The following is a 26,013-nucleotide window of genomic DNA, read 5'->3' on the forward strand; positions in this document are numbered from 1 at the left end:
TGCTATTATGTTCAATATAATTCAATTTTAAGTTTTTTTGAACAGGAGGCCGTTATGAAACATCACACTAATCCCACTACTGCCAGACAGACATCTCTGTTCCGGCAGATTGACTGGTTCACCACACTGGTTCCTTTCTTATGCATTCTGGCGCTCTGTGCCTGGTTTGTCGTAAGTCCTGAGAGCTCCACTAACACCATCAGCGCCATCCGCAATTTCCTGGGTGATGAGATGGGTAGCTATTACCTCATCATTGGACTTGGTGTCTTTGTCTGCTCCCTCTATATCGCGTTTTCCCGGTTTGGAAAAATTCGCCTGGGTGAAACGGATAAGCCACTTTACTCCGGCTTTCAGTGGGGCTCCATGATCTTCACTGCCGGCCTGGCTGCCGACATCCTGTTCTATTCCTGCTGTGAGTGGATCCTGTATGCTTCAGACCCGCACACGGCTGAGATGGGCACACTCCACGAATGGGCTGCCACATATCCCCTGTTTCACTGGGGACCGATCCCCTGGGGCTTTTATCTGGTGCTGTCCGCAGCCTTCGGCTTCATGCTTCATGTCCGCAAACGGACCAGACAGAAATATTCTGAGGCCTGCCGTCCGGTTCTTGGAAATAAAGTAGACGGTATTGCCGGAAAGCTTATTGACCTGATTGCGGTCTTTGCGCTCCTGGCAGGAACTGCCACCACGTTTTCCCTGGCAACACCGCTCCTGGCCGGTGCCATCAGCAGCGTAACCGGCATCCCGCAGAGCACCGGACTCACTCTGGTGATCCTGGTGATCGTCTGCGCGATCTATACCTTCAGTGTCTACTTCGGCATGAAGGGTGTGCAGCTTTCCGCTGCCACCTGTACCTGGCTGTTCTTCGGCCTGCTGGCCTATGTCTTCTTCTTCGGCGGCCAGACCCGCTTCATCATTGAAGAAGGCATAACTGCTCTGGGAAACCTGACCCAGAACTTTATCGGCCTTGCCACCTGGACCGACTCCCTCCGTACCTCATCCTTCCCGCAGACCTGGACCATTTTCTACTGGGCTTACTGGATGGTCTGGTGTGTAGCTGTTCCGTTCTTCATCGGCTCCATCAGCAAGGGCCGTACCCTTCGCCAGGTCATCCTGGGCGGCTATGTGTTTGGCCTCTCCGGAACCTTTACTTCTTTCATTATTATGGGAAACTACGGTCTCGGCCTGCAGATGCACGGAAAGCTGGATGTGCTCTCCTCCTATGCCGCAGACGGAAACCTGTATCATGCCATCCTGGATATCCTGGGGCAGCTTCCGCTCTCCAAGGCCGTGCTCGTTCTGCTGGTACTGTGCATGATCACCTTTTACTCCACATCCTTTGACTCCATCACCATGGTGGCATCTACCTACACCTATAAGGAATTGCAGAACGATGAGGAGCCGCACCGGAATGTGAAGCTGTTCTGGGCCATTTTCCTGATCCTGCTGCCGCTGGCACTGATCTTCTCGGAAAACTCCATGTCCAATCTGCAGACCGTATCCATCATCGCGGCCTTCCCGGTGGGGATCATCATGCTGCTGATTATCTCATCCTTCTTTAAAGATGCCGATGCCTACCTGAAAGAGCAGGCAAATCCGCCGGAATAACTCCGGCGGATTTTCTTTTCCCTCACACAGATTTTTTCTCCACATTCTGTGTTTCTTGCACGATATAAATTGGCCGGTCCTTCAGCTCGCTGAACAGAATCGCGATATACTCTCCGATAATGCCCACAATCAGAAACAGGATCGCAAACATAAAGCAGTTTAAGATCACGATGGTAGCGTAGCCGCTGGGCGCACCCTGACGGGTGAACAGTGTGTAGATCATTACCGCCACCCCCAGCAGTCCCGCAAAAGCCCCGGCATAGATGCCAAGCTTCAGCGGCAGATTGGAGAAGCACATGATCGTGTTCAGAGAAAAGACCAGCAGCTTTTTGATACTGTACTTGCTCTCTCCCGCTACCCGGTCATGAGCCTCATAGGTAATCGTCGTCTTCTGAAATCCGATGCTCTGCACATAGCCGCGCAAAAACCGCACCTTCTCCCGGTAGTTCTTCCGCAGCACCTCGGCTGCTTCCCTTGATATCGCGAAAAAATCCGATGCGTTAGGCTCAAACTTCACATCGGAAAGAGTATTGATAACCCGGTAAAATCCGGCGGAAGTGATGTTCTTGATCAGCCCGGCAGACTTGTTTTTCGTCCGCACCATGCTGATAACTCCGCAGCCCTCCTCAAATTTCCGGACGATCTCCGGCAGACATTCCGGCGGATGCTGCAGGTCCGCATCCATACAGACGATGCCATCTCCGTCCGCGTAATCAATGCCTGCAATCATGGCCGCCTCATGGCCAAAGTTGCGTGAGAAGGATACGACCTTCACTTTTTCATCCCGGGCTGCATACTCCCGCAGGATGGAAAGACTGTCATCCCGGCTTCCGTCATTGACAAACAACAGCTCATAATCCCATGGCAGGATCTCCAGGATCAGTTTTGTTGTCTCGTAAAACATAGGCAGTGCCTGCTCTTCGTTGTATACCGATACGACTACCGATAATTTCTTTTCCATTATGCTTCCTCGTCAAATACCTGAATGTCTATTGTGGAATGGGCCGGTACCCGCTCTGCCTCCGGCGGCAGCTTCATGTAGTCGCCGTACACCCAGGTCAGAACCTCATGAGCATACTTCGATGCCATCAGCGTCTCGCCCTCAAACTCGATGTCGGTAATCTCCTCGCACCATTCCTTCTGAATGGTCACATACAGGTAATCCGGCTGGTAATTGCTGTAATAGCGCAGGCTGCTGCAACCATGCTTGTCCTTCAAAGCTGCTGCATGCTGCATTTTAAAGATCAGCTTCATCGGAACCAGTCTTCCGACTGCGGAACCGCCGCCTACCGCCAGCTTATGGAACAGGCTGTACTTGGAGAAATCCAGATGATACCGGTGTCCCATGGCCAGAAGATAGATGCTCTTGTGAAGCAGCCGGGTAAAGCCTGCTGCCGCCTTGCTTTGCGGAAGCTCGTCAATGATGAACAGATCCACCCACAGATGGTTCAGCTTTCCCTCGTAATACTGTACCTCAGGTGAATCCTCATGACGGCGGCTGTTTTTGTAGATGACCCGGGCCGTAAAATCGAAGAAAGCCCTTCCACCCTGGAAATCCTCCGGCATCAGAAGCTCCATGGTATCCGGAAGCTCCCGTCTTACTACCTTTAAAAATGCCTCATAGTTGTTTCTCGTAAAGGCGATATCCGCGTCGTCATCCCACGGGATAAAGCCCTTGTGGCGGACCGCACCAAGTAATGTGCCGCCGTCCAGCATATATTTAATCTTGTATTTTCTGCAGATCCGGTCAATCTCTTTTAAAATCTTCAGGTTGATCTCATGGACCTTTGTTAAATCGTACTGCATTGTCCGACCTCTTTTCCGGGTATTACTGGTTGATGGCTTCGCGGATCGTTGCTGCCATATAATCGATCATCTCATCGCTCATGCCCGGATAAACGCCTACCCAGAAGGTATCCTGCATGATGCGGTCGGTGTTGGTTAATTCACCCACCACACGGTAGCCACTCTTCTTTGCACGCATCTGGTCAAAGCACGGATGCTTGGTCAGATTACCTGCAAACAGCATTCGGGTCTGTACGCCCTTCTTCTCCACGTACTGAACTACTGCGTTGCGGTCCACACCTTCCCTGCAGGTGATAAGGAAACCAAACCAGCTCGGTCTGGAGTTCTCGCACGGCTCCGGCAGGATCAGCTTGCCGGTGGTGTCAGCCAGCGCTGCTTTCAGCCGGTCGAAGTTATGACGTCTGCGCTCCACAAAGCCCGGGAACTTGTCAAGCTGCGCACATCCGATGGATGCCTGAAGGTCGGTGGCCTTTAAGTTGTAGCCGAAATGAGAATACACGTATTTGTGATCGTAGCCCAGCGGCAGCTCGCCGTACTGGCGGTCGAAGCGGTGTCCGCACAGGTTATCCCGGCCGGACGGGCAGACACAGTCGCGTCCCCAGTCACGGAAGGAGCGGATGATCTTGTTCAGCAGCGGGTTATCGGTATAGACAGCTCCGCCCTCACCCATGGTCATGTGATGAGGCGGGTAGAAGCTGGAGGTTCCGATGTCACCCACGGTGCCGGTAAACTTCTCCACGCCGTCAATGGTATAGCGGCTTCCCAGGGCATCACAGTTGTCCTCGATCAGCCACAGGTTATGGCGGTCACAGAACTCCTTTACAGCCTTTAAGTCAAACGGGTTGCCCAGAGTATGGGCGATCATGACTGCCCTGGTCTTCTCAGAATAGGCCTCTTCCAGCTTCGTCACATCAATGTTGTACTGCGGAATGGTTACATCCACAAACACTGGAACCGCACCATACTGGATGGCCGGGGTTACAGTAGTCGGAAAGCCTGCTGCCACGGTAATGATCTCATCTCCCGGCTTCACCTGACGCTCCTTTAAAAGCGGAGAAGTCAGAGTCATGAAAGCCACCAGATTTGCGGAGGAGCCGGAGTTTACCAGGGCGCAGTAGCGCACGCCCAGATACTCAGCCAGCTTCGCCTCAAACTCATCAGTATAGCGGCCGGAGGTCAGCCAGAACTCCAGAGCGCTGTCCACCAGATTCACCATCTCGGCTTCATCGTACACACGGGACGCATACGGAATGCGGTCGCCCGGCTTGTAAGGTTTCTTATTATCGATATGATAGGTTCTGCAGTAATCCGCTACCAGGTCAAGAATTTCCTGGCGTGCCTGCTCCTGTGTTTTTTCCATGTTATTACTCTCCTTTAATATTCTCCGATCTGCCGATCCATCACCTTCCGCATATCCTCACCGGCCAGGTACGCTTTCGACCAGACAATGGTCTTCCCGATGGCATCCTGAATGTGCCAGTGGGGCTTCCAGCCAAAGGTCTTCTTGAGCTTTGAGCAGTCCAGCTTTAAAAAGTTTGCCTCATGCGGACCTCCATCATGGCGGTTTACCCAGGAAGCGCCCTCGCCCCAGAGATCGCAGAACAGGGTTACCAGCTCGCCAGTGGTCACACAGTCGCACTCATCCGGGCCCACGTTGTAATAGCCCTGGTATGCCAGATCCTCGTACTGCTTCTGGGCAATCTCCAGATAAGCAAACAGCGGCTCCAGCACATGCTGGAACGGACGGGTAGAATAGGGATTGCGCACCACGATCTCCCTGCCTGCCTCCATGGCCCGCACACAGTCCGGGATGATCCGGTCGTTGGCAAAATCACCGCCGCCGATCACATTTCCGGCCCTGGCAGTGGAAATGGCACAGTGTCCGTCCGCAAAGAAGGACTTCTGATAGCTGTGAGTCACCAGCTCGGAACAGGATTTGCTGTTGGAATACGGATCATAGCCATCCAGCGGATCGCACTCCCGGTATCCATACTCCCACTCCCGGTTCTCATACACCTTGTCGGTGGTCACATTCAAAAAGGACTTCACGGAAGGCGTCAGGCGCACGCACTCCAGCACATTCACCGTGCCCATCACATTGGTCTCATAGGTGTAGACCGGATCCTTGTAGGAATCCCGCACGATGGGCTGTGCAGCCAGATGCAGCACGATCTCCGGCTGTACCCGGTCAAAGACCTCTTTCAGATGCCCCAAATCCCGGATATCTCCGATCACACTGTCCATGGTATCCGCCAGCCCGGCAATCGAAAACAGGGCCGGGTCGGTCGGTGCCTCGGCCGCATAACCGGTCACCTGCGCACCGGCCAGTGTCAGGATCCGGCACAGCCAGGAGCCCTTAAAGCCGGTGTGACCGGTCACCAGAACGCGCTTTCCCTGATAAAAATCCCTGCATGTATTCAAATCATACTTCATTGTATTCTCTCCCTGCTGCTGCCGCTTGTTCCGGCAGCCAGATATTTCAGCAAGCTTTCTTTATTCCTTCCAGATCTTCCATGGTGCGTTGCCGGACTGCCACAACGTCTCCAGAAGCTGCATCTCACGCTGCGTATCCATGCACTGCCAGAAACCATCGTGATAGAAGGACATGAGCTGTCCCTCTGCTGCCAGGCGGGTCATCGGCTCCTGTTCAAACACAGTGGTATCATCCTTCAGATAGGAGAAAACTTCCGGATTCAGCACCATGAAACCGCCGTTGATGATGGCGCCGTCAGATGCTGCCTTCTCTCGGAAGGAGCGGATTGTATTGTCCGGACCGATATCCAGCACGCCCTTCTGCTGGTCAATGCTGACGGTCGTGATGGTCGCGGTCTTTCCGTGAGACTTGTGGAACTCCACCAGTCCCTTTAAATCCACGTTGCACACACCGTCACCGTAGGTCAGCATAAACGGCTCATCGCCAATATAAGGCTGGATACGTTTTACACGGCCGCCGGTCATAGTATTTAAACCGGTATCCACCAGCGTTACCTTCCACGGCTCCGCATAGTTGTTGTGAACCTCCATCCTGTTGTTAGCCAGGTCAAAGGTCACATCGGAGGTATGCAGGAAATAATCTGCAAAGAACTCCTTTACCACATACTGCTTATAGCCCAGACAGATCACAAAATCATGGAATCCGAACTCGGAATAATATTTCATGATGTGCCACAGGATCGGACGTCCGCCAATCTCGATCATTGGCTTCGGCTTTAAATGGCTCTCTTCGCTGATCCGGGTTCCCAGACCGCCTGCCAGAATTACAACCTTCATCTTCTTTCCTCCGTATGTTTCATTGTATTTTAATCCGCAGTCATCTTCAGAAGCACGGCCAGCCGTGTCACACCGCGCTTTTCCAGTGCATTCGGCACATAGAAATTGCTCTCAAACCGCAGGGTCACCGGCTGATACGGATTCACCTGGATCGTGCACTCCTCATTCTGCTCCGTAAAATTAATGTACTCGGCCGGCTCACCGTCCACATACACGGTCAGCCACTGGTCATCCGTGAGATCCCGCGGATAGTTGAAGCTTAAATGAATTTCTCCTGTGCTTCCGGCCATCACCTGGACGGATGCCCTCTCATCTAACCAGCCATCATCATAAAAGCCGTAGATCGGGCGGCACTTAAACAGGGATGCCGCATGGGTGATATCCTGGAACCGGTTGTTCTCCGGATCCTCCTGGATCACCAGCATGTCATCGGTAATCAGACCAATGTCACGCAGATCCTTAATATGAACGACCCTCACACAGTCATCGCGGTTTAACCGGTCGAATACCCGGAAAAACTCCGCCTGGGTGAAATCATCCATCTCGAATTTGTCCCCTACAATGTAGATGGTCTTTCCAAAGATCCCGACACCGTACTGTCCGTAGGTTTCTTCTGCCAGAGCATTATAGTGCTCCTGGTCAGCCCAGTAATAAAGGTTCGGAAACAGGCCGCGGTAATAATGCTCCACCGGAAGCATGAACAGCACATAGAGCGTGAACAGGCTTAAGTACGGAAGTGCCTGGATCCAGCGCCCACGCTTTGCCATCTGCTCCGTCAGACTGCCGTACATCCAGGAAAGGAATAGCAGCGCTGCCGCCAGGGAAACATAGACCCAGCGCATCTCCACGCGGATGGTCACGCTGGAGCAGACGATACAGGCTCCGATAAATGCCACAAACAGGAATGCCTTCTGCAAGTACGGAACCATCTTCTTTCCCTTCCGGATCACACGGATCAGAAAGGCTAGCACCAGCATCGCGATCATCAGATCTGCCAGGGCAATGAGAATGATCACCCACAGCGGCGCTTCCCGGAAGTTCTGTCCATTTAAGTGCTCCGGTCCTGCATTGATTCCGAAGATATAGGCAATCTGGCTTAACACAAAGTGCAGCACAGAGCTCACGGAAATGGTATCTACCACGTCGGTTCCGCCGGTCCCCGGAGGGGAGATGGTGCCGATAAAAACAAACCGCAGAAGCTGGATCAGGGCAAATCCAACAGTTGGAGCCGCCCAGAGCTTCCAGTTCCTTGACAGCCGAAAGATCAGGGAAAAGTAAAACAGCGGAAGCAACACCATATAGCGCTCATGCACCAGGCAGACACAGAAATAAAGAACCACCGCCAGGTAAAACTTCCGGTTCGTAGCCGCCTCATCTGTTTCGCCCAGAAACTCCAGCAGGAAATACAGGATTCCCAGCGCCATCCACATGGCCATGGTCTCCATCAGCCCCAGCGCCTGGCCGATCTGGTAGTAGGACATACGGGACATCAGAAACATGACCGCACATAAAATTCCCACATACGCAGAATGGCTGAACCGTTTTGCCATGCGGTAAAGATTGTACGCAAGACAGGAGTTCAGCACAATGTTAAAGGGCACATACCAGTTTACATGGGTGCCGAAAAGTTTCATTTCTGTCCATGCCGCCAGATTGTAAAGGGCACGGAAACGTGTCCCGCCGCTGGTAAACACCGCCGCGAAGAACGGGTTATCGTTAAAGCAGAACCACTGATAGAGATCGTCCATGTAAAGACCCTTGATCTCCATGTGACGGTTGATCACAAACGTAAAGGCAGTCAGCAGGATCAGGACCAGGGCTTCCGTCTTCCAGACATCTGCCCGTTTCGTCCACCGGTATTGCATGGCCTCCGCCCTCTGCTTTCCGCTAAATTCCATCTTTTCCATAATTATACTCCAATTTTTTGTTGCAGTCCGGATGGCCCTGAAGCACGGCGCTTTCCTTTGCTGCGTTCCGGTCATTGCAGGCTCTTACGCGTTATCGTAAGCCGCATACGCTTTCCGGTAAAAGTGCATCAGTACCTTCACCACCGGCTTTGGCCAGATTTTCTCATACATAGCTGTCTCATCTGTCCCGCGGCGGTGATCCTGAATGCAGGCCTTTGTGGTAGCTCCGTCATGGATCCGGTAACGGATCAGCGGACGTTCCACGCAGATAAAACGGCCCGGCCGCGCCGCCAGCTTCCACATGGTATCCCAGTCCAGCGCAAATTTATAGGGCGAGTCAAACAGAGGCGTGCCGAGCGCCTCTTTATCATAAGTACAGGAAGGGCAGATGATCGGGTTGCCAAACACCAGCGCTGCCTTTTTCACAAAGGTCCGGTCTGCCAGTCCATGCAGGCGCAGCGGCAGACGCAGAAGCATCTTGATAAACTGGATCATGCCCGGTCTCTGCAGCTCTTCACCCTTTAAGATCGCGCAGTCTGTGGTGAACACCGTGGTGTCCGGGTATCGTTCCCAGCACCGCTGCACCCAGGCCGCGTAATCCCGGTGGTAGCAGTCATCCTGATGAGCAATGGTCACCAGGCGGGTATCCGCCTTTTCACAGGCAAAGTTCCAGTCATCCTGAATGTCACTTTTTCCGTCCCGCACATACAGCGGAATGTCGTGGATCCTTGCCATAGCCTCCAGAAACGGACTTGGTGTAGAGGTACAGAGAATGATCTTTGACTTCACCGACTGCCGCTTCAGGGAATGGATGCAGGCATCCAGATAGGGCGAATCCTTATAGGCACAGATTGCAAAAGTATGACTCATCATATTCCTACTCCTCGAAGAAGGCCTCTTCCAGCATCAGGCACAGTGCATGATAGATCGGAAGATGCAGTTCCTGGATCTTAAAGGTCTCCGTCTCCGGAACGATGACAGCCACATCGGCCCGCTTTCCGAGCAGGCCGCCATCCTTTCCGGTCAGGCCGACGACGCTTAAGCCCTTTGCTTTCGCAACGGTCACTGCGTAATCCACATTTTTAGAGTTTCCGGAGGTGGATATCCCCAGGAATACATCATCCCTGTCCCCATATCCACAAACCTTCTGGGCAAAGATCATATCCGCGTCCACATCGTTGGCAAAGGCCGTGGAAAGTCCCGGATGTCCATCCAGTGCAATGGCCCGCAGGCTGCCCTGAAGACTGCGGGCCAGATCTGCCCCATGGCTTATGTTTTCCATGGCCAGACTGTGCTGCAGTGCTTCGTCTAACGGGCGGCGCTTTCGAAAGCCCTTCATCAGTTCCCCGACAATATGCTCCGCGTCCGCGCAGCTTCCGCCGTTTCCGGCTACCAGAAGCTTTCCGCCTGTGCGGTAGCAGGTCTCCAGAACCTCATATGCCTTTAAAATATCCTCCCGGTTCTTCTCAAGAACCGGATAGCGTACAAACAGCTCCTCAAAGATTTCCTGCTGTTTCTCTGTTAATTTCATTGTATGCCTCCAGTAAATCGTCTGCGTACAGGTCATAGGGGAAGTCTCCCTTTTTCTTCTGTTCCTCATGGACTCCGGCACCGTAGCCGGTTCCCACTAACACAGTACGGACTCCGTAATTGCGGCCCGCTTCCATATCGATCAGCTTGTCACCGATCATCCAGGAGGATGCCTTGTCAACCGCAAAATCCTGTTCTGCCATCTCGAACATGCCTGTTTCCGGTTTGCGGCAGTGGCACCGGACCTTGTATTTTCCGATTCCATGCTCCGGATGGTGCGGGCAGTAGTAAAACGCATCAATCTTCACTCCCTGTCCGGCCAGCAGTTCGTTCATATAACGATGCAGCTCTTTTACATCGTCCTCGGTATAATAGCCGCGGGCCACGCCTGCCTGATTGGTGACCACCACCAGCCTGTAGCCCTGGTCCTTAAAAGCCTTCAAGGCCTCCGGCACTCCCGGAAGGAGCACCAGATCTTCTTTCCGGTGCAGGTAATTGACCTCTTCATTCAATGTACCGTCCCGGTCCAGAAATATTACTTTTTCCATAAAATATCCTTATAATTTAAATTCGTAATCTCCGTTCGGCAGATGTACCTTCACCTCATTATAATTCCAGCGGTTTTCATCTGCGATCCAGGACTGGGCGCCGCGCAGCTCAAAGTTCCAGTCTGCCATCTGGCCGCCCATCTGCTCCATGCGGGCTGCCACCTTATGCTTGACATTGTACGGGCAGTACATCAGAAGATAACCGCCGCCGCCCGCGCCAAGCAGCTTGCCGCCCAGCGCCCCGGCCTTGATGGCCTCATCGTAAAGCTCATCGATCTGCGGGTTTGTGATTTTGCTGCTCATGCGTTTTTTGCTCTGCCAGCCATAATCCAGCAGTTTTCCGAAGCTGTGCAGATTTCCCTTTAACAGCTCATCCTTCATGGCATAGGCCAGGGCCTTCACCTCGCACATGGCATCAAAGGCGTCCTTCTTCTCGTAGTTTTTCACCTGGTCCTTGATGATATTCGCAGACACATGGATATTGCCTGTGTAGCATAAGAGCAGGTTATACTGCAACTCATGCAGAATGTCCTTCTTAATGCGCAGCGGGTTGACCACCACGTTGTTGCGGCCATGGAATTCAATAAAGTTGATGCCGCCGAAGGTAGCCGCATACTGATCCTGATAACCGCCGTCAATCTTTAAATCTTCACGCTCAACCTGATAAGCCAGGTCCGCCAGGCGGTATGCATCCATCTCTACGCCTTTCCAGCGCGCCATAGCCGTTAACAGCGAAACCATAACAGTAGATGAGGTTCCAAGGCCGGAACCGGCCGGCGCGTCACACTGTAAATAAACCTCACAGCCCTGGTTGATATCCATGGCCTTTAAAGCAGCGGTGACCAGATCCAGCCGTCCGTCGTAGACAAAATTTTCCTTCGCGTTATATTTGACTGTCATGTCAAAGTCCAGAGAGTGTACGATAATCTGATCATCCTCTCTCGGAACGATGGAACAGTACGCATACTTGTTGATGGTGCTGCCGATGATGGCGCCGCCCTGCTCCACACAGAAGGGTGCCACATCCGTACCGCCGCCGCCGAAGCTGACGCGAAGCGGTGCCCGTCCCCTGATTACCATACCACTACTCCTCTCTCTACATCTTCAATAAACTGATAATAAGCCTCCGGAATACCAATATCAATGAAGTAACCATCATTTACAAAACCGCCTAACGGACGGCCCTCAGACAGCCACTTCGGGATCATCTCATTTTCCAGGGAAACCTTTCCTGCCGGGATTTCGTCAAGCAGGGCGCGCTTCATCAAATACACGCCGCCGTTGATGGTGCCCGGCTTCGCCTGGGCAGTTTTTTCGTTAAAACCGGTCAGGCGGCCATTTGTCAGAACCGCTGCCCCGTACCGGGAAATATCCGGCACCTCCCGGAGCACCAGTGCCATATCCAGATCAGACTCCTGCTGCATGGTCACCAGGCGGCTGTAGTCAATCTGATAAAAAGTGTCCGCGTTCAGGACAAAAAAGCTGTCCTCCGTGACAAATCTGCCGGCATTTTTGATGGCTCCGGCTGTGCCGAGAAGTTCTTCCTCGTAAGCATAATGAACCGTGATGGGAGTTCCGTCCGGTGCGGCAAAGCCGCTTCCGTCCCCGAAATACTCCTCCACCATGGAACCCTTGTAGCCCACGGCAAAGATGATATCTGTGATGCCATGGCGGGAAAGCTCATGCACCACATACTCCATAAATGGCTTCTCTCCGATCAGGGCCATAGGCTTCGGGCGGTCGCTTACCACGCTCCGGAGCCGGGTTCCCAGACCACCGGCCAGTAAAATTGCCTGCATTGTATATTCTCCTTAGCTATCTCTTAAAATCGTTCTCAATGACCTTCCATGCCGCATCCATGCTGAAATGGGTGCGGATGTAGCTCTGGGTCTTCTCGCAGAGTGCCCTGCAGCCCTCCGGGCTCTGGTACAGTCTGGTCACGGTCTCGGCAAATGCCTCCGGCTCGTCTTCTACCAGAAGAACATCCTCTACCTGCGGAATTCCCTCCGCTCCAATGGAGGTGGTGACGATCGGGGCACCGTTGTAGATGGCTTCTACCACCTTGCCCTTTACACCTGCACCATAACGCAGCGGAACCACCACCACACGACAGGTGGCATAAAGCTCACTCAGCTCTTCCTCAGATACAAAGCCCTTGATGATGATGCCGTTGTCCGGCTGCTGCAGCGCCCTGATCTCATCGGTCACCTTGGAACCGACTACGATAAATTCCGGCGGAACCTGACCTGCTGCCTCCATCTTCTGACGGATGCGCGGATAAATGTCCTTTGCAAACCAGAGCACCGCATCTGCATTCGGCGGATGCGCAAAGCCGCCGACAAACAGAAGTCCGTTGCGCTTCGCAAAGTCCTCCTGAATGTCAGACTTAAACTCATCAAAAACATATGCTGTAATATCCTTTACGTTGATGGTCGGATCAATCTCGTGGATTGCGTCACGCTCAATGTAAGACGGATAGTAGGAGACTGCCGCCTTGCTCATCAGCGTAAACTCAATGGACTTCCAGTATTCCGCATCCTCGCGGATTTTCGGATCCTTCGTGATCTGATACTCACGGCTCTCCCGCAGCCAGTGCAGATCGTGTCCGTAGTAGATCACCTTGATATCGGTATTGTCTAAAATGTAATCAATATATTTGGACGCGATATGCGGGCGGTTTAAGTAAGCCACCGCAATGTCATCGCCATGATCCCGCAGCCAGTCCCAGATCTTAACCTGGTATTCCGGTCCGTATAACACCTCGATACCCATCTGCTCCAGCTCACTGGTGTAGGGCTCTTCATTCATGAAATTGTCACCCAGGAATTTTACCACATAGCCCTTCTTTAAGAACATCTTTAAATACTGGTACGTGGTCTTGGAGCCCGCATCTTTATCATAGGTAGGCACATAATGGTCCACCACCAGGATGATCGGCTTGCCCATGCTGCGCTCTCTTGCCCGGAACGGATCCGGATTGCCGTCGTTCTCGCACTGCTTTGCGAACTCATCGGCCCATTTTTCCTTCAGCTTCCTGCTGTTTGCCACCTGATAGCGTTTTAAGCCGGTACCCTGCACATCGGTGCCGTTGGAAACGCCCTCAAAGTGGATGACCCTGGACTTCGGCTGGTATACCACGCGGTAGCCCGCTTTTCTGACCTCGAAGGCCAGGTCGGAATCCTCACAGTAGGCCGGTGCAAAGCGGGTATCAAAGCCGCCGATCTGATTCCATAATTCATTGGATAATAAAATAGCCGCTCCGGAAATGTAATCAACATCCTTGACATAGTTGTACTCCGGCTTGTCCGGGTTGTCCAGACGACCATAGTTCCAGCCGGAGCCGTCGCTCCAGATGATACCGCCTGCCTCCTGCAGCCGTCCGTCCGGGTACACCAGCTTGGAACCTACCATGCCGATGGACGGATCCGACTCAATGAGCTGGACCAGGGAAGACAGCCAGTTCTCCGTCACCTGGGTGTCGTTATTTAAGAACATCACATATTTGCCGCGGGCATGGCGTGCTGCATTATTGCAGTTGCGCAGAAAGCCCTGATTTGTACTGTTTCTGCAGATCACAAGTCCTTCCGCATACTCGGAAAGATGCTCTGTCGCATCTGTGGATACGTCATCCGCAATAATGACCTCATAAGAAACATCCTTCGTGTGCTCTAAAATAGAAAGCAGGCACGCATAGGTATAGTGGATCTGGTTGTATACCGGAATAATGATGGAAACCGTCGGGTTCTCCACCTGTTCAAATTTCAGGCGTCCATGCTCCCGGTAGATCTCACCAATGTTGAAATCGCCGTCCCGTAAATTTCTTCCCTCCGGTGTGGAGTAAAGCTTCATGGAACGAAGCGGATGCAGCATATATTCCTTCTTATAATGAAGCTTTTTCCGCTCCACAGACCCCTTCGGATACTTCTGGTTGAATTTGTCGCCCAGCTTCCTGCGGATCTTAAAGAGGATGGCCTCATGTTTGTTTAAGTAATTTAAGGTCTTTGCCATCTCCCCGATCTCATGCTCATGGTTGTGGATGATTGCTTCCAGGTTGGTGACATGATTGTTGGTCAGACGCTGTACTTCCGTGATCTTGCGGATGGTCACGTCCTTCTCCCGGCTGTGGATCTTCATCTGCTCGATGCGCTCTCTCGCTCTTGCAAGGTCGCTTTCGGTCTGGCGGATGTCACGCACAGTGCGGGAATATACCATATAATTGCCCAGATACAGTTCCTGGTTTTCGCCGTGTACATAGCTCTGGAAGTTTTCTTCCATCCTGCGGTACACCTCAGCCATCTCCGGCGTGATGCCGAAGTAACCCAGGATCTGATCTAAGGTCAGCTGCTTTAACACACTGCTGTATTGCTCATAGAAGTAATAGAGAATACGGTATTTCACAAAATGCTCCGGAACCGGGAATAAAAATACCCACTCATAATCCAGACAGTAAATGCCCTCCCGGGTCATCAGCATGTTTTCAAACAATGCGTCGATGTTGGAAACCTCGCAGGCCGTATCGGAAAGCAGCAGCTTCTGCTCCTCCTCCGTCAGGTCTGCGCCGAACACCTCATCAAACTCTTCCGTGCGGATAAACGCGCTGCGGCATTCCGGACTGATATCGTAAATCTGGTTCATGACAATCTGCAGCACATCCAGCGGAAGCTGTCCGCCCTCTAACTGCTCGCCCAGCTTCTCCGCGCAGGTCTCTCCCACCAGATAGGGAAAGAATACGGAATTGCGGTGCTCGGCAAACTTCGGTTCTGCCACCTTTAAGGTACGGTGCTGCTTTGTCAGCTTCTCATATTTTTCTTTGAAGGAAGCAATGTGAGCGCTGCCGTCCAGACTCAGCGCCGCTTTTTCAACATAACGCTCTTTATTTCCTGTTTCCGCACCGGCTACATTCCGCTCGCAGATGCAGGTCTTGATCTGGAACTCTTCTCGTCTTGTCTTATTATATTTCATAAAGATCCGCTCATCTTCCTTCTGAAGCTGTTTCGGATCTGCGCTCCAGAATACCAGATAGGAGTTAGCATACAGGTCAAAAAGGCCTGCCTCGCAGACCGTGTCAAACTTCTCCCCCTGCTCCATCAGGTGATACGGCGGATAATCGTAAGCCGGAGTTACACGGGTTAAATCACCCTTCTTTGGCAGATATGCATCGGAATAGATGCTGACCGGAGTCTTATAGTCCGGCATCGGATAATAGAATTTCAATGCACCGCTCTCATCGGCCATGCTCTGGGTTTCCCTGCCCCCGCAAAGCAGCTCCGTCAGCTGACGTTTGGTCAGTGCATTTTCTTCCTCCACTGTTCCCGCAAAATATTTCATGCCAAGGGCATTGGCTGAAGCCACGATCAGAATTCCCTCCGGCTTTAACAGGGACTTTGCCTCATGAATGTGTTTCTCATAGGGAGCTGTCAGAGTTCCCGCAAAGATCACATAGTCATACTTTTTGCCCTCCGCACAGGCCTCTGCCGCATAACCGGCCAGACTGTCCTTTCGGTAATAAATATTTGCTGCGCCCGGATAGCGCTGGCGCACCGTTTCCAAAGCACTTTCCGTGTCATCCAGCACCGTCACTGCGCGCACGCTGGATCGAAAAAGCCCGGTCAGCGCACCGTAATCGGCTCCCACCTGCAGGACCTCTGCCTCCGGTTCAAAGTCATACCACTCAAGCAGCAGCTCACGCTGGGAAGAGAGTGCATACAACAGATCCAGCCTGTGGTTGTCCTTCAGGATGGACCGGATATCTCCGCGATGCTCTAAGAGGAGCGCCTGTATCTCATCATCGATCTTTCTCATGCTCAAAAAACCTCTTTCTTATGTTCACGTTCGTTGTTCGCCATGTTTGTGTTCCGATCAAACCAGTTTCCGTCTCACGCATTCCCGGTTTCCGTGTTCACGGCTCCCGCCGGTTTCAGCACCGCCTCCACCTCAGACTCCATATCATAAACACCCACGGTATTCTTATTGGAAATAACCGTGATGTTCGCCACATCATACAGACGGTGGTACACAGTATGCTCGCCCTGTTCAAAGCCGGTGCAGCTCATGGAAAGCAGATACTCGCCGCCTTGAAGGGTCATCTTCTGGCGGAAGTTCACCTCGTACTCGTCACCGTTTTTGACCGGACGGATCTCCGCCCCCTCAAACATGGTGTTGGTACCGGTTAAGTCCGCGCCCTTCTTATCTTTAATGGTGTAGGTAAAGATCGGGGCCTGGATGCTGTCATGGAAACGGATCTTCTCTTTGATGGTAAAATACTCACCCTTTAACAACAGGTTCGTTAAGTTGCCCCGCTCATCAAACATACCAAGATCATAGATCTCCGCCTTGCCGTTGCCATACTCGGTACGGTTCGGGTTAATGGTGATCTTGTCCTTCATAAGACCGCTGTGGACCAGCTTTGCCTCAGCATGTTCTGCCGGAGCAGTATTTTTTATACTGTCTTCTTCATCCATCCCACCGGAGAAATCATTCATCTCCAGCAGCTCCTCTTCCAGATCATCCATCTGGTTGGCCAGGATTTTCTTGTACAGATCCACCATCTTGCCCGGCGCGCCCTCAGCCACATAATGACCCTTGTTTAAAAGCACCACCCGGTCACAGTATTTGATGACACTGCCCATATCGTGGGTAACCATAAGAATGGTGGTTCCGTTCTTCCGGATCTCCTCCATGCGGCGGTAGCACTTGGACTGGAAGAACACGTCTCCCACAGAAAGGGCCTCATCCACAATGAGGATTTCCGGCTCCACATTGATTGACAATGCAAAAGCCAGCCGTACAAACATACCGCTGGAATAGGTTTTCACCGGCTGGTAAACAAAGTCTCCGATATCCGCAAATTCCAGGATATCCGGAAGCTTCTCGTCCATCTGTTTTTTGGAAAAGCCCATCATGGTTCCGTTCATGTAAATATTCTCAATGCCGGTGTAATCCATGTTGAAGCCCGCTCCCAGCTCCAGAAGCGCCGAGATAACTCCGCTCACCCGGACCTGTCCGCTTGTCGGGGTCAGCACTCCGGTGATGATTTTTAATATCGTTGATTTTCCGGAACCGTTGGTTCCGATGATGCCTACCGTCTCACCCTTCTTTACATTGAATGAAATATCACTCAGTGCAAAGAAGTCCTTATGGTAGTTTTTATGGGTTAAGCTGAGAGACTCCTTCAGCCGGTCTATCGGCTTGTCATACAGCTTATATATCTTGCTCACATCCTGTACCTGGATCGCGTATTCGTTATTTGAAGACATAGGATTCCTTTCATCCGTCCTTTTGACCCGAAAACCGCCCACAAACGGGGCATTTTATTGTTTTTCCGGCCCTGCTGGCCGCAATACGGGTAATTTACCACGACAGTATACCATTAAATTTCATCAGGTGCAAGGCACGTGAGGGTGCACACCATAATTTTCATAAAATCGTCAGAATTAGCCAAGAGAACAACAAAAACACGGCAGCCTGCATTTCACAGTCTGCCGTGTTTTTGCTATATGTTACATAAGAGAGAATTACAGCCCTTTTTCGTTTCTGTCTACGGTTACATGCATCAATGCATTGTCCATTGCGTCCTTGGTCATTTCCTGGCCAAGTCCCGGAAGCTCCGGAACGGTGTAAATACCTTTAACCGGCTGGTAATCGTACTTGCACAGTCTGGTCAAATCCGGCTGGGTGCTGCGGAAGTGATGCTCATGGATGCAGAAATTCGGAATTGCTGCCTCGATATGGAGTGCTGCTGCAGTAGAGATCGGGGAGCCTGCGCAGTGAGCCTGTACCGTTACATCAAATACCTGTGCCATATCGCAGATCTTCTTGGACTCGGTGAGACCGCCACAGTTACAGATATCCGGCTGTAACAGCTGTACATTGTTCTCCGCAAAATTGTTCATATAATGCCAGCGTCCATAGAGACGTTCACCGCTGGCGATCGGAGTTTTCACCTTGTCGTGAACCGCTTTCTGCATCATCGGATTCATCGGGATAACCGGCTCTTCCAGAGCCATAACTTTATACTTGTCACACAGCTCGCCGATCATAACCGCGCTGACCGCATCGGTACGACAGTGGTTTTCCACAATCAGGTCAAAATCATATCCCAGATCACGGACTGCTTTCATACGATCCTCTACCATCTTCATGAAGGTTCTGGACGGAATGCCCTCGCACTCGCTCTTCGGAAGGTGGGTGCCGTCCGGTCCGATCTGGGTAAAATCGATCTTGATGGCATCGTAGCCGTCATCCAGAGCATATTTTGCAATCATGCGGTACTCTTCCGGTTTGCCATAAGGTCCGATTTTGTCACACCAGCCGAACTGCAGCTGGGAAGCGTAGGAACGCATCTGACTTCTGAACTTGCCGCCCATTAACTGATAGCATGGAACATTTAATGCCTTGCCCTTAATGTCCCACAGTGCAATATCAATCGCGCTGATACCAGCAAATACGATGGCACCTCCGCCCATGCCCCAGAAGCTGGACTTAAACATCTTATTCCAGATTACTTCAATATTCATCGGATCCATGCCAACAATCAGGCCGGCCAGGTCTTTTACCATACCAAACGCTGCGGTGCTTCCGATTCCGAATGCGATACCGGCTTCGCCGTCACCGTAAATGCCTTCATCGGTATAAATACGGCACACGATCGGTTTTCTCTGCCATCTCTGAGAACCGGCATCCAGCATAAACACATCTACTTTTGTAATTTTCATCTGACAATCCTCCTGTACATTCGTTATTTCATACTGCGCCTTTTACGCTTTCTTTGTTCTTTTCTTAATCAGAGCTGCAATAAACGGGAAGAAGAAGCTTAACAGGGCAATGATTACGATGGTCAGGGTAAGCGGCTGGGTATAAAGGAAATTCCAAGAACCCTTGCTTGCGATCAGCGCCTGTCTTAAGTTGTTCTCCGTCATGGATCCCAGCACCATAGCCACAATCATCGGTGCGGTCGGAATCTTGAATTTGTAGCAGAAGTAGCCAATCAGGCCAAATACGATCAGCACGAGCACATCAAACGGGTTGGTGGCCAGTGCGAATACACCCGTTACACAAAATGCCAAGATAATTCCTGCCAGCAGTTCCTCCGGAACGGAAAGAATGGTCTTCATATAGCGAAGGGTAAAGATTCCGAGAGGCGCCATGATAATGTTCGCAATGATGATGGAAATGAACAGGCCATAAATGATATCCGGATGCTCGGTAAAGAATACCGGGCCGGTTCTCATGCCGTGAATCATGATTGCGCCAAGGAACAATGCGGATGTGGAGTTTCCAGGAACGCCCAGTGCCAAAAGTGGCACCAGGGAACCGCCGGTTACTGCATTGTTGGCTGCCTCAGGAGCCGCAACACCGTTTACGTTTCCGTTTCCGAAGGAATCCGGATCACCGGACAGCTTTTTCTCAATATCGTAGGCCATGAAAGTCGCTACATTGGTTCCTGCACCCGGGATGATGCCGACGATGGTTCCGATTACGGAAGCTCTCAGCCATACCGGGAACTGACGCATACATTCTTTCCAGCCAATCCAGACATTATCGACTGTCGGCATAGTACTTGTTGTTTTCACATTTTTGCAGGCTTCCGCAGTCTTCATAACGGATACGATACCAAACAGACCGATCAGGGAAGCTACCAGGCTGATGCCACTTAACAGGTTTACATTGCCAAAGGTCAGACGCGGAGTACCATTCTGCGGATCCATACCGATGACTGCGATCAGAAGACCGATCATGCCGGAAAGAAGTCCTTTCGGAATGTTGTCACCGCTGATGCTGGTAATGCAGGCAATACCTAACAGAGAAATTGCAAAGTACTCACCAGGACCAAACTTTAACGCGAAATCTGCAAGTACCGGGGTTAAAAACATCAGCACCAGGGCACTGAACAGTCCGCCAAAGACACTGGCCATGGTGGAAGTTCCAAGGGCCAGGCCTGCCTTCCCCTGTTTCGCCAGTGGATAACCATCCAGTGTTGTCGCGAAACTGGAGATGGTTCCCGGAATACCAAGTAAAATTGCGGAAATCGAACCGCCATAAATGGAAGAACAGTAGATTGCTGCCAGAAACGCAAGCCCCACACTCGGCTGCATGCCAAAGGTCATCGGTACCATCAGCGCAATCGCCATATTACCGGTCAGACCCGGAAGAGCTCCGATTACCAGTCCGACTACACAGCCCAGAACCAGGAACAGCAGCACCATCGGTGAAGCTACCGTCTGAAATCCCAAGAAAATACTGGACATTTTCTCTCCACTCCTTTCTCACATGATTTTAGAAAAACAGACCCATGAATCTTACATGGAATAACTGTGTAAATGCCAGATACAAACCAATGCTGATCAACAGATCGGTTGGGATCAGAACCTTCCAGTTCCGGTATCCCAGTGTTACCGATGTGGCTAACATCATCAGAAACGTTGGGATTACATAGCCCACATACTGGAACAGGAAATAGTATGCAAACAGATACACTACAATCAAAGCCACGGTTTTATAGGAAATATTTTTCTTTTCCTTCTGAGCCGGTTCTTCCTGCTTTGCAGCCTTGAAAGAACCCGCCAGAATCAGAATTCCTAAAATTACAATAGCCGCGCTGACCAGCTTCGGGTATGATCCTGCAGCACCAGGAAGGCCCTGAAAATATACAAATACTGCAATACCTAAGACGATCGCGCCAATTCCAAGTCCACAGTCTTTCTTACCCACAGTGTACTCCCCCTTCTTATTCCTTCAAAAGATCCTGAATGGATTCCATATTCTTGTAGTCTTCATCCAGCATAGCCTTAAAGTCTGATGAATTTGCATAGGTAATCGGAAGTCCGCTGTTTGCAAACTGGTCTTTTACTTCGTCAGAGTTCATAACAGATTCCATGGTATCAGACAGGTACTGAACGATCTCATCCGGAGTGCCGGCTGGAACACCAATACCTCTGTAGGAACCATACGTGAAGTCAATACCACTTTCCTTTAAGGTAGGAACATCCGGAAGATTTTCACTTCTCTCATCGGAACAGATAGCCAGAACCTTGATCTTGCCCTGATCGATCAGAGAAGCTGCACCGGCGTAAGTAGTAAAGCCAACCTCAGCATGTCCGCCTGCCAGCTGTACAGTCTGCTCAGATGATCCGTTGGTATGCATATACTCAAACTGAACATCGGTCTTCTGGGAGAATAACAGGCTTGCAATGTGATGGGAGGTAGAGAAACCAGGTGTGGTATTCAGTAACTCTCTCTTCTTTCCTTCTTCTACGAACTGATCGATAGTCTCAATTCCGGAATCTGCGGATACTACGATAATCTCCGGGTCGAAGCAGTACTCTGCAACCGGGATAATGGAATCCATATCATAAGTAGTAGTTCCGCTCAGAACGTTGGTAACGAAGGATGAGGTCATAGCCAGAAGCGTGTAGCCGTCCGGTTTGGAGTTTGCTACATAAGTCTGTCCAATAACGGCACCGCCACCCTCTTTGTTCAGAACGCTGACCGGCTGTCCCAGTTCTTTCTCCATCTCCTGAGCCAGGATACGGCAGGAAAGGTCTACGTTGCCGCCTGCGGTAAACGGTACAACCAGGTCAATGGATTTGGTCGGGTAATTTGTGGGAACTGCTGCTTTTCCGCTGTCGGCCGTTTTACTGTCATCGGCTGCCTTGGTATCTGCGGCTGCTTCTGTAGCAGCTGCGCTGCTGTCTGACTTCGGTGCCTCTGTCGCAGTGTTTCCCCCACCAGAACATCCGGATAATGCAAGAACTGCTGCTGCCATCATAGCCATTACCTTCAGATTTCTTTTTTTCATAGCGATCCCTCTCTTTTCTTAATGTTATTTTTTGCCGCTCAGGCTTTTGTTTGTTTTGTTTATTTTTTTCATTATTTTTATCTTTTTTTGTCTCTTTTAACTATCACCATTTTAACACACCGCGCTTTTATTGGGAAATATCCATAAACAATATGCCTATAACATAAACTTATCGCAATAAAAAAAGAAATCTGAAAGGTTATCGCATTTTCCTTTCAGATTTCCTGTTATCCAGTAATCCTATTCTGTTTTTTGGCCATCTTCACAAACTCCTGTGCAGCCGCCGATAAGTTCTTCTCCAAATATCCGACCGCCAGTGTCCGGATTGCATCTGGGCTGTTGATGGAGTAATATACGATTTCTTCATGGTTCGCTGTTTTTTCTACCGAGGAAGGTACAAACCCGATTCCCATGCCATTTCCCACCATCGCATTCAGGCTTTCGCAGGAATTGGATAAAAATGCCGCCTTCGGAACAAATCCGGCACTTCTGCACAATTTCTGAGAACTTTCATACATACGCCGTCCACGTTCATATAGAATAAATGGCTCCTCTTGCAGCTTCCGCAGATCTTCCGTCTCCAGTTCCCGTGATTCAGATCCCCCCAACTTCTGACATACATCCGAATGCTTCGGAACCGCCAGATAAATCTGCTCCCGGTAAAGCGGTTCATACCGAATCGTACCGCTGTGGAACGGCAGCATAACCAGTGCAAGATCCACTTCCCCGTTCATCAGCAGTTCCTCCGAGTAATTGGAAAACGCATCTACCACCTGCACCATGATTCCCGGATATTTTTTTCGGAATTCCGCCAGAAACGGAAGCAGAAAATTCTTCTGGTAAAATGGCGCAATGGCAATTGACAACTTTCCCTGGGTCAGCTCTTTAAATTCCCGCATCCGGCTAATCAGATGCTGACTGCGATTCAGGATTTCCCGCCCCTCTTCGCAGAAAATAGCACCCTCCTCTGTGAGGATTACTTTGTTGCTCTTCCTTATAAAAAGCTTCACCCCAAGCTCATCCTCCAGACGCTGAATCATCTGGCTCAACGCAGGCTGGCTTACGTGCACCACAAGCGCTGCCTTAGAAAAGCTGCCAGCTTCCGCAGCCGCAATTACATACTGGATATCACGTAGCTGCATTGTATCCCCTCCCCAATTATGTCGATTCTCTCTCGCATGACGTCTATTTTACCACAAAATCAACAAAATATGACCGTTATCTTTCGCAAAAAATGTGAAGAGGCGAACAGAAAAACAACTGCTATGTTTTTCTGTCCGCCTGGCATACAATATATTATTTCCGTTTTTACAGATGCAGCACGCGGTCGCGGATTTCCTGCGTCCGTCCCTGGTTCCAGAACTGGGTTCCGATATAGCCGCAGGTACGGCGTGCAACAGACATCTTGTCCTGGTCACGGTTGCCGCAGTTCGGGCACTCCCAGATCAGCTTACCTGCCTCATCCTCGACGATTTTGATCTCACCGTCGTAGCCGCAGCACTCGCAGTAATCGCTCTTGGTATTCAACTCTGCATACATGATGTTCTCATAGATGAACTTCATGACAGACAGGACTGCCGGGATATTCTGCTGCATGTTCGGTACTTCCACATAGCTGATCGCACCGCCCGGAGACAGCTTCTGGAAATCGGACTCAAATTTCAGCTTGCTGAAGGCATCGATTTCCTCACTGACATGAACATGATAGCTGTTGGTGATGTAGTTCTTATCGGTTACGCCCGGAATAATACCGAAACGTTTCTGTAAGCATTTCGCGAACTTATAGGTGGTGGACTCCATCGGGGTTCCGTATACGGAGTAGCTGATGTTCTCGGCCTCTTTCCACTCCCTGCACTTGTCGTTCATCTTCTGCATAACAGCCAGGGCAAACGGCTTTGCAGACGGATCTGTATGGGACTTGCCGGTCATGCGTACGCACATCTCATGCAGGCCGCAGTAGCCCAGAGAGATGGTGGAATAGCCGTTAAACAAAAGCTTGTCGATGGTCTCACCCTTTTTCAGTCTTGCCAGGGCACCGTTCTGCCACAGGATCGGGGCTACATCGGAGATGGTTCCAAGCAGACGCTCATGACGGCAGCGCAGCGCGCGGTGGCAGAGCTCCAGGCGCTCCTCAAAAATCTCCCAGAAGCGGTCCATATCGCCCTCCGAAGAGCAGGCTACATCCACCAGGTTGATGGTAACAACACCCTGATTGAAACGTCCGTAGAACTTGTGGCTTCCGTCTGCGTTTCTCTGGGAATCCTCCACAGTCAGGAAGGAACGGCAGCCCATGCAGGTATATACGTTTCCGCCCTTTAATTCCTTCATGATCTTTGCAGAAATATAATCCGGAACCATACGCTTTGCAGTACACTTTGCAGCCAGCTCCGTCAGATACCAGTATTTGGAATCCTCCGCAATGTTATCTTCATCCAGAACGTAGATCAGCTTCGGGAAGGCCGGAGTGATCCAGACACCCTTTTCATTTTTTACACCCTGCATTCTCTGGATCAGAACCTCTTCGATGATCATAGCCAGATCATCACGGGTGCGTCCCTCCGGGACCTCGTCCAGATACATGAACATGGTCACAAACGGTGCCTGTCCGTTACAGGTCATCAGAGTGATCAGCTGATACTGGATCGTCTGGATACCGCTCTTGACCTCCTCACGCAGTCTGCGTTCTACTACACGGTTGATGATGGTCTCATCCAGAGCCTCTCCGCACTCCTTGCGCTCCTCGATCACGTTCTTACGCAGCTTCTGGCGGCTGATATCCACAAACGGTGCCAGATGAGCCAGGGAGAAGGACTGTCCGCCGTACTGGTTGCTGGCCACCTGCGCCACGATCTGGGTGGTAACATTGCAGGCAGTAAAGAAGCTGTGCGGCTTCTCGATCATGGTCTCACTGATGACTGTACCGTTCTGGAGCATATCTTCCAGATTGATCAGGTCGCAGTTATGCTCCTTCTGCGCAAAATAATCGGTATCGTGGAAATGGATGATACCGGCCTCATGCGCGCGCACAATTTCTTCCGGAAGCAGGACACGGCGGCTTAAATCCTTGCTGACCTCGCCGGCCATGTAATCACGCTGGGTAGAGTTGATGACCGGATTCTTATTGGAGTTTTCCTGCTTTACTTCCTCATTCAGATGCTCGATCAGAGCAAGAATGCCATTGTCCGTGGTATTGGACTTTCTGGTCAGCTCTCTCTTATAACGATAACGCACATATTTCTGTGCCACCTCATAACCGCGCATCTCCATGATGCCGGTCTCTACCATATCCTGAATATCTTCTACATTTACCGCATGCGTAGCCTCTTCCACCTGCTTAGCGATCATATCTGCCACTGCATTGATCTGATATTCATTCAGCTGATGAAGATGATCCACACTGGCATTTGCCTTTGTGATCGCATTCACGATTTTAGAGACATCAAAAGAAACTTCCTTGCCGTTTCTCTTGATGACATTTGTCTTAACATCCGTAGTCATGCCTAAACCCCTCTCAAATATACTATATCTTGTATTTTTATTGTTT

General features: G+C 51.1%; 20 protein-coding genes. 1 reads left to right on the plus strand and 19 read right to left on the minus strand.

Translation table 11 applies throughout. The features are described 5' to 3' along the window. Nucleotides 1–54: 54 nt before the first annotated feature. On the plus strand, nt 55–1,611 hold the full coding sequence (locus tag DW819_RS09260; protein ID WP_118733038.1) for a BCCT family transporter: 1,557 nt from the start codon (nt 55–57) through the stop codon (nt 1,609–1,611). 22 nt (nt 1,612–1,633) lie between these two features. On the opposite strand, the gene DW819_RS09265 is transcribed toward DW819_RS09260, so the two are convergent. From DW819_RS09265 to nrdD, 19 genes are all read right to left on the minus strand, one after another. Then, nucleotides 1,634–2,572, minus strand: coding sequence for a glycosyltransferase family 2 protein (locus tag DW819_RS09265; RefSeq protein WP_118733039.1), 939 nt, complete (start codon nt 2,570–2,572; stop codon nt 1,634–1,636). Further along, nucleotides 2,572–3,417: a LicD family protein gene (locus tag DW819_RS09270; RefSeq protein WP_118733040.1), complete on the minus strand. Its 846-nt coding sequence runs from the start codon at nt 3,415–3,417 to the stop codon at nt 2,572–2,574. Before DW819_RS09270 ends, DW819_RS09265 begins: the two co-directional genes overlap by 1 nt. Nucleotides 3,418–3,439: 22 nt before the next feature. After that, the gene (gene rfbH, locus DW819_RS09275) at nt 3,440–4,777 is read right to left on the minus strand and encodes a lipopolysaccharide biosynthesis protein RfbH (RefSeq protein WP_118733041.1); all 1,338 of its coding nucleotides are present in this window, start codon (nt 4,775–4,777) and stop codon (nt 3,440–3,442) included. Nucleotides 4,778–4,791: 14 nt separating this feature from the next. Then, nucleotides 4,792–5,850 (minus strand): CDP-glucose 4,6-dehydratase, encoded by a 1,059-nt coding sequence (gene rfbG, locus DW819_RS09280; protein ID WP_118733042.1) that lies wholly within the window; start codon nt 5,848–5,850, stop codon nt 4,792–4,794. A 60-nt stretch (nt 5,851–5,910) separates the two neighbouring features. Further along, nucleotides 5,911–6,687, minus strand: a complete 777-nt coding sequence (gene rfbF / locus DW819_RS09285; protein ID WP_118733043.1) for a glucose-1-phosphate cytidylyltransferase — start codon at nt 6,685–6,687, stop codon at nt 5,911–5,913. Nucleotides 6,688–6,716: 29 nt separating this feature from the next. Next, complete coding sequence (locus DW819_RS09290; protein WP_118733044.1) at nt 6,717–8,594, minus strand: hypothetical protein; 1,878 nt, start codon at nt 8,592–8,594, stop codon at nt 6,717–6,719. Between the two features lie 84 nt (nt 8,595–8,678). Next, on the minus strand, nt 8,679–9,467 hold the full coding sequence (locus tag DW819_RS09295) for a glycosyltransferase family 2 protein (RefSeq protein WP_118733045.1): 789 nt from the start codon (nt 9,465–9,467) through the stop codon (nt 8,679–8,681). Nucleotides 9,468–9,471: 4 nt separating this feature from the next. Next, entirely contained in the window at nt 9,472–10,125 is a 654-nt protein-coding gene (locus DW819_RS09300) for an SIS domain-containing protein (RefSeq protein WP_118733046.1), read from the minus strand. Then, nucleotides 10,091–10,672, minus strand: a complete 582-nt coding sequence (gene gmhB / locus DW819_RS09305; RefSeq protein WP_118733047.1) for a D-glycero-beta-D-manno-heptose 1,7-bisphosphate 7-phosphatase — start codon at nt 10,670–10,672, stop codon at nt 10,091–10,093. Before gmhB ends, DW819_RS09300 begins: the two co-directional genes overlap by 35 nt. 9 nt (nt 10,673–10,681) lie before the next feature. Beyond that, a complete protein-coding gene (locus tag DW819_RS09310) occupies nt 10,682–11,752 on the minus strand; it encodes a GHMP kinase (protein ID WP_118733048.1) in 1,071 nt (356 codons plus the stop codon). Continuing rightward, on the minus strand, nt 11,746–12,471 hold the full coding sequence (locus tag DW819_RS09315) for a nucleotidyltransferase family protein (protein ID WP_118733049.1): 726 nt from the start codon (nt 12,469–12,471) through the stop codon (nt 11,746–11,748). Before DW819_RS09315 ends, DW819_RS09310 begins: the two co-directional genes overlap by 7 nt. A gap of 16 nt (nt 12,472–12,487) precedes the next feature. After that, a complete protein-coding gene (locus DW819_RS09320; RefSeq protein WP_243025770.1) occupies nt 12,488–15,634 on the minus strand; it encodes a glycosyltransferase in 3,147 nt (1,048 codons plus the stop codon). Nucleotides 15,635–16,548: 914 nt separating this feature from the next. Then, nucleotides 16,549–17,928, minus strand: coding sequence for an ABC transporter ATP-binding protein (locus tag DW819_RS09325; RefSeq protein WP_118733051.1), 1,380 nt, complete (start codon nt 17,926–17,928; stop codon nt 16,549–16,551). Nucleotides 17,929–18,186: 258 nt separating this feature from the next. Then, a complete protein-coding gene (locus DW819_RS09330) occupies nt 18,187–19,386 on the minus strand; it encodes a mandelate racemase/muconate lactonizing enzyme family protein (RefSeq protein WP_118531395.1) in 1,200 nt (399 codons plus the stop codon). A 42-nt stretch (nt 19,387–19,428) separates the two neighbouring features. Continuing rightward, entirely contained in the window at nt 19,429–20,919 is a 1,491-nt protein-coding gene (locus tag DW819_RS09335) for a tripartite tricarboxylate transporter permease (RefSeq protein WP_118733052.1), read from the minus strand. Nucleotides 20,920–20,947: 28 nt separating this feature from the next. Next, nucleotides 20,948–21,382, minus strand: a complete 435-nt coding sequence (locus DW819_RS09340; protein ID WP_118531399.1) for a tripartite tricarboxylate transporter TctB family protein — start codon at nt 21,380–21,382, stop codon at nt 20,948–20,950. 16 nt (nt 21,383–21,398) lie between these two features. Beyond that, nucleotides 21,399–22,469: a tripartite tricarboxylate transporter substrate binding protein gene (locus DW819_RS09345; RefSeq protein WP_118733053.1), complete on the minus strand. Its 1,071-nt coding sequence runs from the start codon at nt 22,467–22,469 to the stop codon at nt 21,399–21,401. Nucleotides 22,470–22,696: 227 nt separating this feature from the next. Continuing rightward, a complete protein-coding gene (locus DW819_RS09350; protein ID WP_118733054.1) occupies nt 22,697–23,611 on the minus strand; it encodes a LysR family transcriptional regulator in 915 nt (304 codons plus the stop codon). 166 nt (nt 23,612–23,777) lie between these two features. After that, nucleotides 23,778–25,967, minus strand: a complete 2,190-nt coding sequence (nrdD, locus tag DW819_RS09355) for an anaerobic ribonucleoside-triphosphate reductase (RefSeq protein ID WP_118733055.1) — start codon at nt 25,965–25,967, stop codon at nt 23,778–23,780. Nucleotides 25,968–26,013 lie beyond the last annotated feature (46 nt).

The sequence above is a fragment of the Clostridium sp. AM33-3 genome (assembly GCF_003480315.1).
Lineage (GTDB): Bacteria > Bacillota > Clostridia > Lachnospirales > Lachnospiraceae > Brotaphodocola.

Excerpts from the sequence above, each read along its gene's own strand:
- DW819_RS09270 (WP_118733040.1), bottom strand. The coding sequence starts at position 3,417 with ATGCAGTACGATTTAACAAAGGTCCATGAGATCAACCTGAAGATTTTA.
- DW819_RS09295 (WP_118733045.1), bottom strand. The coding sequence starts at position 9,467 with ATGATGAGTCATACTTTTGCAATCTGTGCCTATAAGGATTCGCCCTAT.
- DW819_RS09345 (WP_118733053.1), bottom strand. The coding sequence starts at position 22,469 with ATGAAAAAAAGAAATCTGAAGGTAATGGCTATGATGGCAGCAGCAGTT.
- rfbG (WP_118733042.1), bottom strand. The coding sequence starts at position 5,850 with ATGAAGTATGATTTGAATACATGCAGGGATTTTTATCAGGGAAAGCGC.
- DW819_RS09335 (WP_118733052.1), bottom strand. The coding sequence starts at position 20,919 with ATGTCCAGTATTTTCTTGGGATTTCAGACGGTAGCTTCACCGATGGTG.
- DW819_RS09260 (WP_118733038.1), top strand. The coding sequence starts at position 55 with ATGAAACATCACACTAATCCCACTACTGCCAGACAGACATCTCTGTTC.
- DW819_RS09330 (WP_118531395.1), bottom strand. The coding sequence starts at position 19,386 with ATGAAAATTACAAAAGTAGATGTGTTTATGCTGGATGCCGGTTCTCAG.
- DW819_RS09325 (WP_118733051.1), bottom strand. The coding sequence starts at position 17,928 with ATGTCTTCAAATAACGAATACGCGATCCAGGTACAGGATGTGAGCAAG.
- DW819_RS09265 (WP_118733039.1), bottom strand. The coding sequence starts at position 2,572 with ATGGAAAAGAAATTATCGGTAGTCGTATCGGTATACAACGAAGAGCAG.
- DW819_RS09350 (WP_118733054.1), bottom strand. The coding sequence starts at position 23,611 with ATGCAGCTACGTGATATCCAGTATGTAATTGCGGCTGCGGAAGCTGGC.
- DW819_RS09320 (WP_243025770.1), bottom strand. The coding sequence starts at position 15,634 with ATGAAATATAATAAGACAAGACGAGAAGAGTTCCAGATCAAGACCTGC.
- DW819_RS09315 (WP_118733049.1), bottom strand. The coding sequence starts at position 12,471 with ATGCAGGCAATTTTACTGGCCGGTGGTCTGGGAACCCGGCTCCGGAGC.
- gmhB (WP_118733047.1), bottom strand. The coding sequence starts at position 10,672 with ATGGAAAAAGTAATATTTCTGGACCGGGACGGTACATTGAATGAAGAG.
- DW819_RS09310 (WP_118733048.1), bottom strand. The coding sequence starts at position 11,752 with ATGGTAATCAGGGGACGGGCACCGCTTCGCGTCAGCTTCGGCGGCGGC.
- rfbH (WP_118733041.1), bottom strand. The coding sequence starts at position 4,777 with ATGGAAAAAACACAGGAGCAGGCACGCCAGGAAATTCTTGACCTGGTA.
- rfbF (WP_118733043.1), bottom strand. The coding sequence starts at position 6,687 with ATGAAGGTTGTAATTCTGGCAGGCGGTCTGGGAACCCGGATCAGCGAA.
- DW819_RS09300 (WP_118733046.1), bottom strand. The coding sequence starts at position 10,125 with ATGAAATTAACAGAGAAACAGCAGGAAATCTTTGAGGAGCTGTTTGTA.
- nrdD (WP_118733055.1), bottom strand. The coding sequence starts at position 25,967 with ATGACTACGGATGTTAAGACAAATGTCATCAAGAGAAACGGCAAGGAA.
- DW819_RS09290 (WP_118733044.1), bottom strand. The coding sequence starts at position 8,594 with ATGGAAAAGATGGAATTTAGCGGAAAGCAGAGGGCGGAGGCCATGCAA.